General features: G+C 66.2%; 15 protein-coding genes. 3 read left to right on the top strand and 12 right to left on the bottom strand.

Going from position 1 to position 15,258, the window contains the following annotated elements; genetic code table 11:
* Positions 1-32: 32 nt before the first annotated feature.
* The 6 genes from WS70_RS17995 to WS70_RS17970 all read right to left on the bottom strand — a co-directional run bounded on the left by WS70_RS17995 (position 33) and on the right by WS70_RS17970 (position 6,144).
* The gene (locus tag WS70_RS17995; RefSeq protein ID WP_059471498.1) at positions 33-1,115 is read right to left on the bottom strand and encodes a CobW family GTP-binding protein; all 1,083 of its coding nucleotides are present in this window, start codon (positions 1,113-1,115) and stop codon (positions 33-35) included.
* A 178-nt stretch (positions 1,116-1,293) separates the two neighbouring features.
* On the bottom strand, positions 1,294-2,574 hold the full coding sequence (locus WS70_RS17990) for a class I SAM-dependent rRNA methyltransferase (protein WP_059596299.1): 1,281 nt from the start codon (positions 2,572-2,574) through the stop codon (positions 1,294-1,296).
* 65 nt (positions 2,575-2,639) lie between these two features.
* Positions 2,640-3,560, bottom strand: coding sequence for a tyrosine recombinase XerC (gene xerC, locus WS70_RS17985; RefSeq protein WP_059471500.1), 921 nt, complete (start codon positions 3,558-3,560; stop codon positions 2,640-2,642).
* A 40-nt stretch (positions 3,561-3,600) separates the two neighbouring features.
* Positions 3,601-4,314 (bottom strand): DUF484 family protein, encoded by a 714-nt coding sequence (locus tag WS70_RS17980; RefSeq protein WP_059471501.1) that lies wholly within the window; start codon positions 4,312-4,314, stop codon positions 3,601-3,603.
* Positions 4,315-4,345: 31 nt separating this feature from the next.
* Entirely contained in the window at positions 4,346-5,230 is an 885-nt protein-coding gene (gene dapF, locus WS70_RS17975) for a diaminopimelate epimerase (protein WP_059471502.1), read from the bottom strand.
* A 29-nt stretch (positions 5,231-5,259) separates the two neighbouring features.
* The gene (locus WS70_RS17970; RefSeq protein ID WP_059471503.1) at positions 5,260-6,144 is read right to left on the bottom strand and encodes a lipid A biosynthesis lauroyl acyltransferase; all 885 of its coding nucleotides are present in this window, start codon (positions 6,142-6,144) and stop codon (positions 5,260-5,262) included.
* 266 nt (positions 6,145-6,410) lie between these two features.
* On the opposite strand from WS70_RS17970, the gene metK reads away from it, so the two are divergent.
* Complete coding sequence (gene metK, locus WS70_RS17965; RefSeq protein WP_059471504.1) at positions 6,411-7,598, top strand: methionine adenosyltransferase; 1,188 nt, start codon at positions 6,411-6,413, stop codon at positions 7,596-7,598.
* 290 nt (positions 7,599-7,888) lie between these two features.
* On the opposite strand, the gene WS70_RS17960 is transcribed toward metK, so the two are convergent.
* The gene (locus WS70_RS17960) at positions 7,889-8,914 is read right to left on the bottom strand and encodes an IS110 family RNA-guided transposase (RefSeq protein WP_059597921.1); all 1,026 of its coding nucleotides are present in this window, start codon (positions 8,912-8,914) and stop codon (positions 7,889-7,891) included.
* A gap of 198 nt (positions 8,915-9,112) precedes the next feature.
* On the bottom strand, positions 9,113-9,466 hold the full coding sequence (locus tag WS70_RS17955) for a hypothetical protein (RefSeq protein WP_059471532.1): 354 nt from the start codon (positions 9,464-9,466) through the stop codon (positions 9,113-9,115).
* A 368-nt stretch (positions 9,467-9,834) separates the two neighbouring features.
* On the opposite strand from WS70_RS17955, the gene WS70_RS17950 reads away from it, so the two are divergent.
* The gene (locus WS70_RS17950; RefSeq protein ID WP_059471505.1) at positions 9,835-10,605 is read left to right on the top strand and encodes a phytanoyl-CoA dioxygenase family protein; all 771 of its coding nucleotides are present in this window, start codon (positions 9,835-9,837) and stop codon (positions 10,603-10,605) included.
* Between the two features lie 197 nt (positions 10,606-10,802).
* Here the strand turns inward: WS70_RS17950 and WS70_RS17945 are convergent, their stop codons facing one another.
* A complete protein-coding gene (locus WS70_RS17945; RefSeq protein WP_059471506.1) occupies positions 10,803-11,009 on the bottom strand; it encodes a DUF3185 family protein in 207 nt (68 codons plus the stop codon).
* A gap of 175 nt (positions 11,010-11,184) precedes the next feature.
* Here WS70_RS17945 and mgrA point away from each other — a divergent pair, with 175 nt between their 5' ends.
* Positions 11,185-12,228, top strand: coding sequence for an L-glyceraldehyde 3-phosphate reductase (mgrA, locus tag WS70_RS17940; protein WP_059597971.1), 1,044 nt, complete (start codon positions 11,185-11,187; stop codon positions 12,226-12,228).
* A gap of 87 nt (positions 12,229-12,315) precedes the next feature.
* Here the strand turns inward: mgrA and WS70_RS17935 are convergent, their stop codons facing one another.
* From WS70_RS17935 to WS70_RS17925, 3 genes are all read right to left on the bottom strand, one after another.
* The gene (locus WS70_RS17935) at positions 12,316-12,501 is read right to left on the bottom strand and encodes a hypothetical protein (RefSeq protein ID WP_059471508.1); all 186 of its coding nucleotides are present in this window, start codon (positions 12,499-12,501) and stop codon (positions 12,316-12,318) included.
* A 249-nt stretch (positions 12,502-12,750) separates the two neighbouring features.
* Entirely contained in the window at positions 12,751-13,614 is an 864-nt protein-coding gene (locus WS70_RS17930) for a DMT family transporter (protein ID WP_059597972.1), read from the bottom strand.
* Positions 13,615-13,958: 344 nt separating this feature from the next.
* On the bottom strand, positions 13,959-15,248 hold the full coding sequence (locus WS70_RS17925) for an MFS transporter (protein ID WP_059597973.1): 1,290 nt from the start codon (positions 15,246-15,248) through the stop codon (positions 13,959-13,961).
* Positions 15,249-15,258 lie beyond the last annotated feature (10 nt).

Here is a 15,258-nt window from a genome sequence, read left to right as displayed (position 1 = left end):
CATCGTGCGAGCCTGTGCGCCGTGCCGCTCGCTTACGCGAGACAGGCGTCGAGACCGTCGGTGATGAGGTCGCGCGGCAGGTCGACGCCGATGAACACCATCTTGTTGGTCTTCTTCTCGGCCGGCAGCCACTTCGCCGCGAGATCGCTGCCCATCATCTGGTGCACGCCCTGGAACACGACCTTGCGGTCGACGCCCTTCATGTACAGCACGCCCTTGTAGCGGAGCATCCGCTCGCCGTAGATCTGCAGGATCCCGCCGAGGAAGTCCTCGAGCTTGTTCGGATCGAACGGGCGGTCGTTGCGGTAGACGAACGACTTGATCTTGTCGTCGTGATGCGCGTGGTGGTGATTGTGATGGCCGTGCTCGTGATCATGCTCGCAATGGCCGTGATCATGGTCGCAATGCGCGTGGTCGCGGTCATGGTCGTGATGGTGGTGATGCGCGTGCTCGTGCTCGTCTTCGGCGAGGAAGTCCGGATCGATCTCGAGCTTCGCGTTCAGGTTGAAGCCGCGCAGGTCGAAGATCTCCTTGATGTCCGCGTCGCCGAAGTTCACGACCTTGATCGCCGCCTTCGGGTTCATGTGCAGCAGGCGGTGCTTGAGGTCCGAGACCGTCTCGTCGTCGACGAGGTCCGCCTTCGTGATGAACAGCCGATCCGCGAAGCCGACCTGGCGCTGCACGACCTCGTGCTCGTCGAGCTGCGCGTCGGCGTGTTTCGCGTCGACGAGCGTGATGACCGCGTCGAGCAGGAATTCGTCGGCGATTTCGCTATCGATGAAGAACGTCTGCGCGACGGGGCCCGGATTCGCGAGGCCCGTCGTCTCGATCACGACGCGGTCGAAATCGAACTTGCCGTCGCGCTTCTTCGCGGCGAGGTCGGCGAGCGCGCGCGCGAGGTCGCCGCGGATCGTGCAGCAGATGCAGCCATTGCTCATCTGGATGATCTGCTCGTTCGATTCCTGGACGAGGATCTCGTTGTCGATGTTCTCCTCGCCGAACTCGTTTTCGATCACGGCGATCTTCATGCCGTGCTGTTCGTTCAGGATGCGCTTGAGCAGCGTGGTCTTGCCGCTGCCGAGGAAGCCGGTGAGGATAGTGACGGGAATGGCCATGTCGTCGATCGCCTGTGGTTCGTGAAACGGGGTCAAAACCGCTGAAAAAACAGCGCGCCCGGCGAGACTTCCCGGGCGCTCAATCGTTTATTGAAACATATCTGTCAAGCCCCCGCCGCCGGCCGGACGGCCAGGGCGGCGCGGGCTCGCACTACGTCGCCCGTTCAGATCGGGGCGATCACGCGATTTGCAACAGCAGCCCTTTCAGATATTCGCCTTCGGGGAACGCGGTCAGCAGCGGGTGGTCGACGCCCGCGCCGAGGCGCTTCAGGATCCGCGCGTCGACTTTCGCGTCGGCCGCCGCGCCCGCGACGATCTTCTGGAACAGGTCCATGTCGATCGCGCCGGAGCACGAGTACGTGAACAAGAGGCCGCCTGGGCGCAGCAGCTTGAAGCCGCTCAGGTTGATGTCCTTGTAGGCGCGCGCGGCGCGGTCGACGCTGTCGCGGGTCGGCGCGAATTTCGGCGGATCGAGCACGATGAGGTTGAAGCGCTCGCCGTCTTCGACGAGACGGCGCAGCGTCTTGAACGCATCCGCGTCGAGCCACTCGGCGCGCGCCGCGTCGAAGCCATTCGTCGCGACGTTCTGCCGCGCGAGCGCGAGCGCGTCGCCCGACGAATCGATCGACACGACCCGCTTCGCGCCGCCTTTCAGCGCCGCGAGCGAGAAGCCGCCCGTGTAGCAGAAGCAGTTCAGCACGTCGCGATCGCGCGCGTACTGCGCGACGAGCGCGCGGTTGTCGCGCTGGTCGACGTAGAAGCCCGTCTTGTGGCCGTTGCGGACGTCGACGTGATACAGCACGTCGTTCTCGTTCGTGATCAGCGTGTCGGGCGGCGCATCGCCGGCGAGCACGCCCGTCGTCTGTTCGAGGCCTTCTTTCTCGCGGATCGACACGTCCGAGCGCTCGTAGACGTTCGGGCAGCCGGTCGCGGCGACGAGCGCCGCGACGATCGCGTCCTTCCACTGCTCGACGCCCGCCGCCATGAACTGGCAGACGAGCTGCGCGCGGCCCGCGCCGGCGGTGCCGTCGTTCGATGTGGTTTGCGCCGCCGCACCTTCTTTGACAGCGTGCGCTGCGGTGCCTCCCGAGAGGACTTGCGCCGCCATGTAGTAATCGACGATGAGCCCCGGCAGGCCGTCCGCCTCGCCGAAGACGAGCCGCACCGCGCCCGTCCCCGAGATCATCGCGTTGCGATGCGCGATCGCGCGCTGCACGCGCCGCTTGAAGAACGCGTGGTCGATCGGCTCGGCCTCGTCGAAGCTCCACACGCGCAGCCGGATCTGCGAATGCGGGCTGTACGCCGCGCGCGCGAGGAAACGCCCGTCGTGCGCGCGCACGATGACGGTCGCGCCGGGCGCGGGCTTGCCGTCGACGCGGTCGATCGCGTTCGCGTAGACCCACGGATGGCGGCGCAGCAGGGATTTGTCTTTGGACGGCTTGAGCGTAACGGTATGCATGTCGGGATCGAAAAAGCCGCGTCGGACGCGGCGGAAGGCGATTCGGTGAGCGTGGGCGACGCGCGTCAGTCGCGCTTCTTCGCGCGTGGATGCGCGCTGTCGTAAATCTTTGCGAGATGCTGGAAGTCGAGCGACGTATAGACCTGCGTCGCCGAGATGCTCGCGTGGCCGAGCAACTCCTGCACCGCGCGCAGGTCGCCGCTCGACTGCAGCACGTGTGTCGCGAACGAGTGGCGCAGCACGTGCGGATGGACGTTCGCCGGGATGCCCGCCGCGCGCGCCGCGCGCTTCACGCGCTCGCGCACGACGCCGGGCGACATCCGGTTGCCGCGCACCGACAGGAAGAGCGGATGCGGATCGTGCCTCACGAACTCGCCGCGCACCGCGAGCCATGCGTTGAGCGCGTCGATCGCCTTGCGGCCGACGGGCACCTTGCGCTCCTTGTCGCCCTTGCCGCGCACCGTGACTTCCGCTTCGGCGAGGTCGAGCCAGCCTTCGGAGCGATGCTCGCCGTTTCTCACGTACGCGACGTCGAGGCCGATCAGCTCGGCGAGCCGTAACCCGGACGAATAGAACAGCTCGAGGATCGCGTGGTCGCGCACGCCCTCGGCGGTGCCGGACATCGGCGCGTCCATCAGCGCGGCCGCATCGTCGACGGACAATGCCTTCGGCAGCAGCTTCGCGCGCTTCGGCGCGCGGATCGTGGCCACCGGGTTCGCGTTCATCTCGACGTGCTGCGCGAACCAGCGGTAGAACGCGCGCCATGCGGACAGCCGGTGCGAGATCGAGCGCGCCGACAGGCCGCCCGCATGCGCGCGCGCGACCGCGCCGCGCACGTCGACGGCCGTCAGGCTTTCGAGCGGCCGGCCGTTCGCGAGTTTCTTCAGCTCGTCGAGTTCATGCGCGTACGCGCGCAGCGTGTGGTCCGACAGCTTCCTGACGTGCCGCAGGTTCGACAGGTAGTCGGCGATCGGGGCGGCGGTCATGTCGGGTGGCGGGCGGGTGCCGGGGCGCTCTGCGCGGCCGTCAGTGAGGCAGCAGGCGCGTGAGCGCCGCGCTCGCGAGCGTGCCGATCTGCGTGAGGAAATCGGTGCCCATCCCGTCGTGGAAGCGCCGCGGGTCCGGCGAGCCCAGCACGAGCAGGCCGAACGCGCTCGCGCCGTCACCCGCCGCGGGCGCGCGCAGCGCGATCAGCGCGACCGACTCGGCGGCGCCGCTCGCGGCAGGCGCTTCGCCGCCGTCGACGGCCGGCGCGGCTGCGGCGGGCGCGAGCCACTGCGCGGCTTCGAAGCCGGTATTCGCTCCGCAATAAGGGGTCGCAAGACTACTCGTGAAGAGGCGCACTTCCTCGCCGACGTTGCGCGCGAAATCGGCCTGCGCGTAGGTGTCGGCGACATCCCAGAGCCTGAGCGCCGTCTGCGGCACGTCGAACACGTCGGCGAGGCCGCCCGCGATCGAGCGCGGCAGCGCGTACGGATCGCGTTCGGCGATCACGCGCGCGGTCCAGCGGTTGAACTTCGCGGCGAGTCCGTCGTTCTCGTGGCCGTAGCGCAACAGCTCGGCGAGCCGGCGTTCGAGATGCTTGTTCTTGTCTCGCAGCATCTCCATTTGCCGCTCCTGCAGTGACACCGCGGCCTTGCCGTGCGGGTTCGCGAGCTTGATCGTCGCGAGCAGCTCCGCGTGCGTGGCGAAGAATTCGGGGTTGGCGAGCAGGTAGTCGGCGACTTCGCGATCGTTCATGGCGCTTCGTTCAGCTTCAGCAAATGAAAGGTCAGACAACAAAAGGCCGGACGGACAGGTCGATCACGCCTTCGAAGACGGTCGTCGCCGGGCCGGCCATCAGCAGTGGCGCGCTTTCGTCGCGCGCGCCGTCCCACGAGATCGTCAGCGTGCCGCCATGCGTATGGACCGTGACGGGCGAATCGAGTTGCCCGCGACGGATGCCCGCCGCGACCGCCGCGCACGCGCCCGTGCCGCACGCGAGCGTCTCGCCCGCGCCGCGCTCGTAGACGCGCAGCTTTACTTCGTGGCGCGACAGGATTTGCATGAAGCCCGCGTTTACACGCTGGGCAAAGCGCGGATGGCGCTCGATCGCGGGCCCGTCGACGAGCACCGGGAACGCCTCGGCGTCGTCGACGATCTGCACCGCGTGCGGATTGCCCATCGACACGACCGAGATCCAGCGCGTCGCGCCGTTCACGTCGAGCGGCCACAGCGTGTCGGCGCCTTCGCGGCGGCCATCGAGGCCGCTCGCGTCGAACGGCACGCGCGCCGGCTCGAACACCGGCGCGCCCATGTCGACGACGACCTCGCCGTTGTCCTGCATCGTCAGCGTGATCACGCCATGCTTCACTTCGACGCGCACGCTCGCCTTGTCGGTGAGCCCGTTGTCGCGGACGAATTTGACGAAGCAGCGCGCGCCGTTGCCGCAGTGCTCGACCTCGCCGCCGTCGCAGTTGAAGATCCGGTATTTGAAATCGGCGCCTTCGACGGTCGGCTTTTCGACGAGCAAGAGCTGATCGGCGCCGATCCCGAAGTGGCGGTCGGCGAGCGCGCGCACCTGCGCGTCGGTGAGCGTGGGCAGCGCGCGGGTGTAGCCGTCGAGCACGACGAAGTCGTTGCCCGCGCCGTGCATCTTGGTAAACGAGAGTTTCATGGGCGCTATTGTATGCCGCGGCGGCGAGGTCAATAGAAGCTCGGCTCGCCGGGCGGGCGCGTCTTGAAGCGCTTGTGCACCCAGTAGTACTGCTCGGGCATCAGCGGGATCTGCGCTTCGAGGAACGCGTTCATCCGGCGCGCGTCGAGACCGTCGTCGCCCGTCGGATAATTTTCCCAAGGTTTGAACACTTTCAGCCGATAACCCTTGTAATCGGGCAGCACTTCGCCGATGAACGGCACGACCTGCGCACGGCCCGTCTTCGCGAGCCGGCCGACCGCGGTCAGCGTGCACGCGGGCACGCCGAAGAACGGCGCGAAGGTCGAGTTGCGCAGCCCGTAGTCCATGTCGGCGCCGAGCATCACCGGCTTGCGGTCGCGCAGCCAGCGCAGCACGACGCGCGCGCTGTCGGCGCGGCCGACCATCTCGGCGTCGAAGCGCCCCCGGGCCGCCTTCGCGACGGCTTCGAGCGTCTGGTTCGAGAACGGCTGGTACAGCGACCCGCAGCGGCGCTGCAGCGATCGATTGAGCCAGATCGAGCCCGCCTCGATGCCGACGAAGTGCAGGCCGAGGAAGAGCGTCGGCGGCAGGTTCGGATCGGTGAGATCGATCGCGCTGTCGACTTCGATCAATTTTTCGAGCTTTTTCGCGGAGCCGAACCACTGAACGCTGCGCTCGACGTAGCTGCGGATCGCGTGCCGGAAGTGCCGGCCGGCCACTTCCTCGCGGCGCGCGTCGCTCCAATCAGGGAAGCAAAGTTTCAAATTGATGTGTACGATGCGCTTTCGCCGGCTGGGGATCCGATAGAGCAGCCAGCCAAGGCCGTCGCCGAGGCGCGCGGTCAAGCCGTAGGGCAGGACCGCGAGGAATTTGAGGAATGCGATGGCGAGCTGCGTGCCGAGACGGCCTAGCATGCGAATCCTCCGTCGATCCGGACGGCCGGCGCGATGAGAACAGGGTTGAAGGACAGCGGAAGGAGCAGCACGATCGACGCTCTGTGACAATTCGAGAAAGCCGCTATAATACGGGCTTCGCCGAGTTAACTGACAACTTGCGGGGCGAAGCCGGCGGGCGCAACAAGCGTCCACGGCGCAGGAAATCCGCTAAAGCGTCGCCACTTCGGGCCTCTGGAAGCTGGCTACGTGAACTTCAACCGTAACCACAACAGGAGCCTGAGAACGTGGCAAACGATTATCTCTTTACGTCCGAATCCGTTTCCGAAGGCCATCCGGACAAGGTCGCAGACCAAATCTCCGACGCGATCCTCGACGCAATCCTCGCGCAAGACAAGTATTCCCGTGTCGCAGCCGAAACGCTGTGCAACACGGGCCTCGTCGTTCTGGCCGGTGAAATCACGACGACGGCGAACATCGACTACATCCAGATCGCCCGCGACACGATCAAGCGTATCGGCTACGACAACACCGATTACGGCATCGACTACCGGGGCTGCGCGGTGCTCGTCGCGTACGACAAGCAATCGCCGGACATCGCACAAGGCGTCGACCGTGCGCACGACAACAACCTCGATCAGGGCGCAGGCGACCAGGGCCTGATGTTCGGCTACGCGTGCGACGAAACGCCCGAGCTGATGCCGCTGCCGATCCACCTGTCGCACCGCCTCGTCGAGCGCCAGGCGAACCTGCGCCGCGACGGCCGCCTGCCGTGGCTGCGTCCGGACGCGAAGTCGCAGGTGACGGTCCGCTACGTCGACGGCAAGCCGCATTCGATCGACACCGTCGTGCTGTCGACGCAGCACGCGCCGGACATCGAACTGCCCGCGCTGCGTGAAGCGGTGATCGAAGAGGTCATCAAGCCGACGCTGCCCGCCGACCTGATCAAGGGCGACATCAAGTTCCTCGTGAACCCGACCGGCCGCTTCGTGATCGGTGGCCCGCAAGGCGACTGCGGGCTGACCGGCCGCAAGATCATCGTCGACACGTACGGCGGCGCGGCCCCGCACGGCGGCGGTGCGTTCTCGGGCAAGGATCCGTCGAAGGTCGACCGCTCGGCTGCTTACGCGGGCCGCTACGTTGCGAAGAACATCGTTGCCGCGGGCCTCGCGTCGCGCGCGCTGATCCAGGTGTCGTACGCGATCGGCGTCGCCGAGCCGACCTCGGTGATGGTCAATACGTTCGGCACCGGCCGCGTGTCTGACGAGACGATCACGAAGCTCGTCCGCGAGCACTTCGACCTGCGTCCGAAGGGCATCATCCAGATGCTCGACCTGCTGCGTCCGATCTACGAGAAGACCGCCGCCTACGGCCACTTCGGCCGCGAAGAGCCGGAATTCTCGTGGGAAGCCGCCGACAAGGCGCTCGTGCTCGCCGAAGCGGCTGGCGTCGAGCCGGCCGTGCAAGTCGCCTGACGCACGGTTCGCCGTAGCAAACAATCTATGGTCAGCCTGACTTTTGCAAGCGAGGCGGTGTTGACGTAAATTGGGCATGCGCAAATCTATCCGGGGTCGTTGTGGGAACAGGTTCCCGCCCCATGATGAGAGCCGCGCCGGGCAAACCTCAAAAAACCCGCAGCATCAGAGCGCTGTTTGTTTTACCAGGTTGCTTGCCCGGCCGTTGAGCCGTTTATGTCTTCACGTATCTCGCGTCGCAAAACCAGGAAATGACTGGGTAAAAAGGGTAACGGAGGCGGCGCACCGTGTCAGGCTGCTGCCACAACCTGACCACCTTGGTAGTGTGTTCCGCTGGCGAGGATGGCCCAGGCGATCCTCGCCAATTTGTTGGCCAACGCACAAGCCACCACGTTGGAATGCCGTCGGGCCAGCAGGTCGCGGACCCAGGCGCCCAGGCGATCGGTGCGCCGCTCGATGTGCAGCATGAGAACTCGCGCGCACTGCACCAGGAGTCGCCTTAAATGCTTATCGCCGCGCTTGCTGATTCCCAGCAGCGTTGCCTTGCCGCCGGTACTGTATTGGCGTGGAACCAGCCCGATGGATGCCGCAAACTGGCGAGCGCAAGCGAACTGATGGGCGTCGCCCAATTCAGTTGCCAACACGCTGGCCGTGATTGGACCGATGCCGGGAATCTCCAACAGGCGTTGGCTGCGTTCGTCCTCCCGCAGCTGCCGTATCAGCTCGCTTTCGATCTGCGTGATCTGTTCATCGAGGTACTTGAAATGCGCTTGCAGACGCTCGAGCAATTCAACTAGCCGCGGCGGCAGAGCGTGTGTGGCCAGCACGGCTGGAAGCCGACGAATGACGGCCATCCCCTTGGGCAGGCTGACCCCAAATTCCAGCAGAAAGGCATGAATCTGGTTGACAGTGCCAGTACGGTCGCGCACCAGCGCTTCACGTACGCGATGCAGCGCCGAGATCGTCTGTTGCACCTCGTTGCGCGGACTGACGAACCGCATGCTCGGGCGCGATGCCGCTTCGCAGATCGCCTGTGCATCGGCGAAGTCGTTCTTGTTGCCTTGCACGAAAGGTTTGACGAACTGCGGGGAGATCAACTTCGCGTGGTGCCCGAGTTCTTGGATGCGCCGGGCGACCCAGTGAGCCCCAGCACACGCTTCCATGACCACGGTACAACTCGGCACATTGGCAAGCAGCGTGAACATTTGGCTGCGCGTCAGCTTCTTGCGGAACACCATGCGGCCCGATGCGGACTGTGCGTGCAGGTGAAAGCAATGCTTGCCAAGATCGATTCCGATCAACGAGATGGTGTCCATGACGATCTCCCATAAGGAAACAGCCCGATCAGCGTAAGCCGATCGGGCTGTTTCGGTCAGGCTGACCATCTCATTAAACCCCGGTCGAGACCGGGGTTTTTTCATTTCGGCTTCGCTCGCGTCCTGCTTCGGCCTTGCCTGCGTTCGTCGCGGCATGCGGTTTGCAGGACGCGGCGAATTGCCGCGTGCTTCGCGCGTTCAGCGCGCGGCGAACACGAACCAGCCGGTGCTCGCTGCGAGACGGCGCGGCCGGTTGATCCGGGGCGGCACGACGCTCGCGCGATGCAGCGACGGCGCGCGCAGTCGCAACGCCGGCTTTTGCAGCAGCGAGCGCAGCGCGGTGCGGCGTGCCGCCGCATGCGCACTCATCAACGACAGGACCGCGTGCAGCCACGCGCGCAGGCCGTCGAGCCGCAGCTGGTGCTGGCGAGCGCGCTCGGCGAGCACGCTCGCTCGGGCGCTGTGGTGACGCAACGCGCGCACGATCCGGTGCGGCGCCGACGGCGCGCTCTTCGGGGTGCGGTGAAGACGGGAAGTCAGTCGGAAAGGCATGACGAAAATAATTCGCTCGTAGATTGCGCCCATTTCGGGGCGCGAATGTAAAAACGGCCGTTATGCGGCACGGGTCGAACCCATCGTACCGAAAGCATCGGTGCGCCGCTGCCCGCGAAAACTAGCAGGTGCGCCGAGACTACAGGCGATTCGTGACGCCCAAAAGTCGCGCTGACCCTTGCGCGCAGGCGCGTGGCGCGCGAACCTGCCGAACTTAGTGGCGCGCGCGCGGCCGACAGTTCCTTTGCGTTACATCAAATTCGCCGCTGCGATCGTGCGCCGTTTTTCGCTTGCCGGCATCGTAGCCGAGCATGTCGCGCACGTCCGCTTTACAATCGATCGTTGATAAAAATTATGCCGAACATCCCATGTCTTCCTTGCACCCGGAGTTGATTCACACGCAGGTCCAGACGCTGCGCGAGCGCGGCTTCGTCGTCGCTCCGGGGCTCGTCGCACCCGAGCGGTGCGCGCAATTGAAGGCGATTGCCGAGCGGCAATTGCGCGAAGCGGCGCAGCCGCTCGAATTCGAGGCCGACTTGCGCTATCCGGGCGCGCCCGAATCGCGGCACGCACCGGGCGGCCATACGGTGCGGCGGCTGCTCGACGCGTACGCGCGCGACAAGGCGTTCGCCGAGCGCGCGACGGCGCCGGAGATCGCCGCGTGGATGCGCATGTATTTCGGCGAGACGCCGGTTCTGTCGCGCGCGCATCACAACTGCATGATGACGAAGCATCCGGCATACGGCAGCCTGACCGGCTGGCATCGCGATGTGCGCTACTGGTCGTTCGAGCGTCCGGACCTCGTGTCCGTGTGGCTCGCGCTCGGGGCGGAGACAAACGAGAATGGCGCGCTGTGGCTCGTGCCGGGCTCGCATGGCGCGGAATTCGGGCCGGAAAGCTTCGACGAAGCGAAGTTCTTCCGCAGCGACGTGCCGGCGAACCGGCAGTTGATCGACCAGGCGGTGTGTCCGGAACTCGCCGCGGGCGACGTCGTGTTCTTCCACTGCAACACGCTGCATTCGGCGGGTCAGAACCGCACCGATCAGGTGAAGTTCTCGCTTGTGTTCACGTACCACGGCGACAGCAATCGACCGGTTCCGGGCTCGCGCTCGGCGTCGAAGCCGGAAGTGCGCTTCTAGTTCGCCGTTCGCGGCGGCGGGGGGCGGCGCGATTCGCGATTAGCGATGCGTCGCGTGCCGCGCGTTCGTTTCATGCGGAATCGGATGCGCACGGCCTTGCATCGCGTGCAAGCAACTGATGATCGGACAACGACCGGGCGGCCCGCATGCGGGCCGCCCGTTTTCGTCTTGGGGGCAATGCCGAAAGCACGAGCGCGTCAGCGCTTGCCGCTCGGCATCGACAGGCCGATCAGCCCGACGAGCGTCGCGACCACGCCGCCCGCGATCAGCATGGTCGTCTTCGTCGAAGGCGAGCCGGTGAAGAAGCGCGCGATGCCGTCGTTGATCGAATGAAACGACTGGCCGCCGAAATACAGCAGCACGACGCCGCCGACGATGAGCGCAACGGAAATCGCTCGAGTCATGAAAATCCTCGCTGAAACGGATGATGAAGACGCCGCAGTGTAGGGGAGCGCCGCCGTCACGTCCATCGCGGCAGTGCATTGCTGCACGATTCGCGATCGTTGGCTAACATGGCCGGCTGAGGTTCGTCCGGCCGGATCGCGTCCGGCCTCGCTCAACGTCCTGACGGGAATTCAGATGGCCTACGAAGCAGCTTCCGAACGCTATGCGGATATGCAGTATCGCGTATGCGGCACATCCGGGCTCAAACTGCCGGCGCTTTCGCTCGGCTTGTGGCACAACTTCGGCGACACGACGCCGATCTCGACGCAGCGCGAGATCCTGCGCACCGCATTCGACCTCGGCATCACCCATTTCGATCTCGCGAACAACTACGGGCCGCCGTACGGCAGCGCCGAAACGAACTTCGGCCGGCTGCTGCGCGAGGACTTCAAGCCGTATCGCGACGAACTCCTGATTTCGACGAAGGCCGGCTGGGACATGTGGCCCGGTCCGTACGGCAGCGGCGGCGGCTCGCGCAAGTACGTGCTCGCGAGCCTCGATCAGAGCCTGCAACGGATGGGGCTCGACTACGTCGACATCTTCTACTCGCACCGCTTCGACGCGCACACGCCGCTCGAGGAAACCGCGAGTGCGCTCGCGACGGCCGTCCAGCAGGGCAAGGCGCTCTACATCGGGATCTCGTCGTATTCGGCGGCGAAGACGCGCGAGATCGCGAAACTGCTCGCCGAATACAAGGTGCCGCTCCTGATTCACCAGCCCGCGTACAACTTGCTCAATCGCTGGATCGAGCGCGAGCTGCTCGATGCGCTCGACGGGACGGGTTCCGGCTGCATCGCGTTCACGCCGCTCGCGCAGGGGCTCTTGACGTCGAAGTACCTGAACGGCGTGCCAGCCGATGCGCGCATCAACAAGCCGGGCGGCGGATCATTGAAGGACGGTCACCTGAGCGCGCAGAACCTCGAACACGTGCGCAAGCTGAACGAGATCGCGCAGCGGCGCGGCCAGAGTCTCGCGCAGATGGCGCTCGCGTGGGTGCTGCGCGATCCGCGCGTGACGTCGGCGCTGATCGGCGCGAGCCGCGCGGAGCAGGTGCGCGAAAACGTGGCGGCGCTCCAGCAGCTCGCATTCAGCGACGATGAGATCGCCGAGATCGATCGCTATGCGACGGAAGGTGGGATCAACTTGTGGGAAAAGCCGTCCACCGATCAGGCGATCTGATCGGTAGTCATCCTGACGACGTGCCTGCCGCCCGCTTTCGCGTGCCGAATGCGGCGCAGGCGGATGTGCGTGGCGCGTGCGTCGCGGCTAGATCAGCGCGGGGAGCCCTTCGACCAGCAGCACGGCGACGGCCATGCCGAGCATCGCGCCGAGCACGCGCAGCACGTTGTGACGGAATTCGGTCGCGCACGGGATCGCGCCGAGGAACAGCGCGCCGGCGAGCGCCATCGGGATCAGCAGGATGAAGTCGGCGATCGTGAAGTATGTCGACATGCGTGTCTCCTTTCTTGCTTGGCCCGGTCGCGTGCGGGGCAGCCGGTTGTTTCGAGTATAGGTAACGGCCGGCGGTTTGGGGCTATCCGAAGCTTCGTAGCGCGACGAAAATTCGCGGACTGCCGGGTTTATTGCGAACAATCCGGCGAAACGCTTTCATTTCGTCTTTCTAATTGCTTTCTCGTGCTGCGGCGCGGTGAACAAGGCGCCCGCATGTTGCAGTGCGGGCGCCTTGTCTTCAGGCAGCCGTCATGTGCGCGCGGTGTGTCGGAACACGAGCGCGAGCCCCGCGAGAATCGCGATCATGCCGGCGATCTCGAGCGGCGCGAGACGATTGCCGAGCCACGCCGCATCCATGAGCGCCGTGACGACCGGGACGAGATAGAAAAGGCTCGTCACGTCGACGAGGTCGCCTTGCCGCATCAGCCGATAGAACAGCAACTGCGCGAACACCGAGATCACGATGCCGAGCCACGCGAGCGGCAGCACGAACGACCAGCTCGCTTCGAACGAGATCGGCTCGAACGGTGCGACCAGCATGCACAGTCCGAGGCCGAGTGCGTTCTGCAGCGGCAGCACGTCGATCGGCGCCGCGCACACGCGTTTTTGCAGCAGCGCGCCTGTCGTGATCGCGAGCAATGCGCCGAGTGCGCACGCGGCGCCCGACACCGGCGCGTCGCCGCCCGCGATGCTGCGGTAGACGACGAGGCTCAAGCCGATCAGCGCGAGCGCGAGTCCCGCGAGCCGCGCGCCCGATGCGCGGCGTTCGAGCATGACGAGCGTGAGGATCGGCTGCATGCCGAGGATCGTCGCGAGGATGCCGGGCGCGAGCCCGTGCTCGAGCGCGAGCAGATACAGGATCGAGTAGCCGCCTGTGAGCAGCAACCCGGTCGCGACCGTCGTGCGGCGCGCGCCGGGCGGCGGCAGCCAGCGGCGTCGCGCGAGCGACAGCACGAGCAGCACGAGCGATGCGAGCGCGAAGCGCGCGATCAGGAAAGCGAATGCGGACGCATGCCGCAGGCCGAGTTCGGCGAAGATCGCTCCGCTGCTCCACAGCAGCACGAAGAGCGACGTCGCGCCATGCGCGGCGAGCGCGGGTTTGACTGAAGCCATCTGAAATCCACCTGTCGATCGGATCGGAACGCTCCGAATGCACGCGCACGCGAATACGCCGCGCACGAGCGCGCGGAACGGTTCGGTCAGCGGCGAACGGAGAGTGAGAGAAGTTGCGCGGCGGTCAACCGAGCAGCGCCGCCGGAGGAGGCGGCGCGCCGACGGGCGGCGAAGCGGCAGGCGGACGATGCGCGCACGCGCGCGGCAGCCGTGCGATTGACGGCTTCGATACGGCGCGGGCGGGCAACGAGGGTTTCATCGCGACGAGTGCGAATGGAATGCGAGAGCGTCAAAGGTAACGCATCGATGCGTCGCTTGGCAATCGCTTCGGCGGCGTCATGCCGTCAAGCGGCGCCGACGCGTTCGCGCGCGTGCAGCCAAGTCGCCGCGACGACACCCAGCACGAGCAATGCGCCGACGAGCATCGCGACGCCCGGCCAGCCGAGCGTGCTCCAGAAGCGTCCGCCGAACGAGCCGACGACGCTCGAGCCGATGTAATACGCGAGCAGATAGAGCGCCGCGGCCTGGCCCTTGCCGTGCTGCGCGAGCCGGCCGACCCAGCCGCTCGCGACCGCGTGACCCGCGAAGAAACCGAACGTCACGCATGCGATGCCCGCGGCGATCGCGGCGACGGGATGGAGCAGCGTCAGCGCGACGCCCGCGAGCATCACGACGAGGCTTGCGATCAGCACGCGGCCGCGGCCGAGCGTATCGGCGAGTCGCCCCGACAGCGGCGACGCGATGACGCCCGTCAGATAGACGACGAAGATCGCGCTGATCGTCGCCTGGCCCATCGAATACGGCGGCGCGAGCAGCCGATAGCCGATGTAGTTGTAGAGCGTGACGAAGCTGCCCATCAGCACGAACGCCATCAGAAACAGCACGGGCAGCTCGCGCCGCTTGCCGAGATGGTGGGCGAGCGACGCGCGATGATGCGCGAGGTTGAGGCCGCGGCGCGGCGTGAAGTGCCGCGACGGCGGCAGCAGCGTGCGAAACGCGAGCATCGATGCGAGACCGAGCAGGCCGATCACGCCGACTGCGATGCGCCACGAGAACAGCTCGGTGAGAATGCCGGTGATCACGCGCCCCGCCATCCCGCCGATCGCGGTGCCGCCGACGTAGAGACCCATCGCGAGTCCGAGCCCGTCCGGATGCACTTCTTCCGCGAGATACGCCATCGCGACCGCGGGCACGCCGCCGAGCGCGAGTCCCGTCAGCGCGCGCAGGATCAGCAACTGATGCCAATGCGGCGCGAACGCGGCGGCGAGCGTGAGGAGCGACGATGCGGTGAGCGATGCCGTCATCAGCTTGTGACGGCTCAGCGCTTCGGAGATGAAGCCTGCGACGAAGACCGCGGCGGCGAGCGCGGCGGTCGCGAACGATAGCGCGAGACTGCTCTGCGCGGGGCTCACGCCGAACGTGTTCGAGAACTCGGGCAAGAGCGGCTGCACGTAGTAGAGCAGCGAAAACGTCGCGTAGCCGGCGAACAGCAGCGCGAGGCTCGCGTGCCAGTAGCTGCGCGAGCCGCGTTCGAGATACGAAGCGGACGAAGCGGACGGCGCGCGCTCGACGGCCGATGCGTCGTCCTGACGCGCGCGGGCGGCGGGCCGCGGCGCGCCGGATGATACAGTCACGCTGATTCTC

This window comes from Burkholderia mayonis, from assembly GCF_001523745.2.
Taxonomy (GTDB): domain Bacteria; phylum Pseudomonadota; class Gammaproteobacteria; order Burkholderiales; family Burkholderiaceae; genus Burkholderia; species Burkholderia mayonis.
The sequence above is the reverse complement of the archived record's forward strand: the minus strand, read 5'-3'. Positions and strand labels throughout refer to the sequence as shown.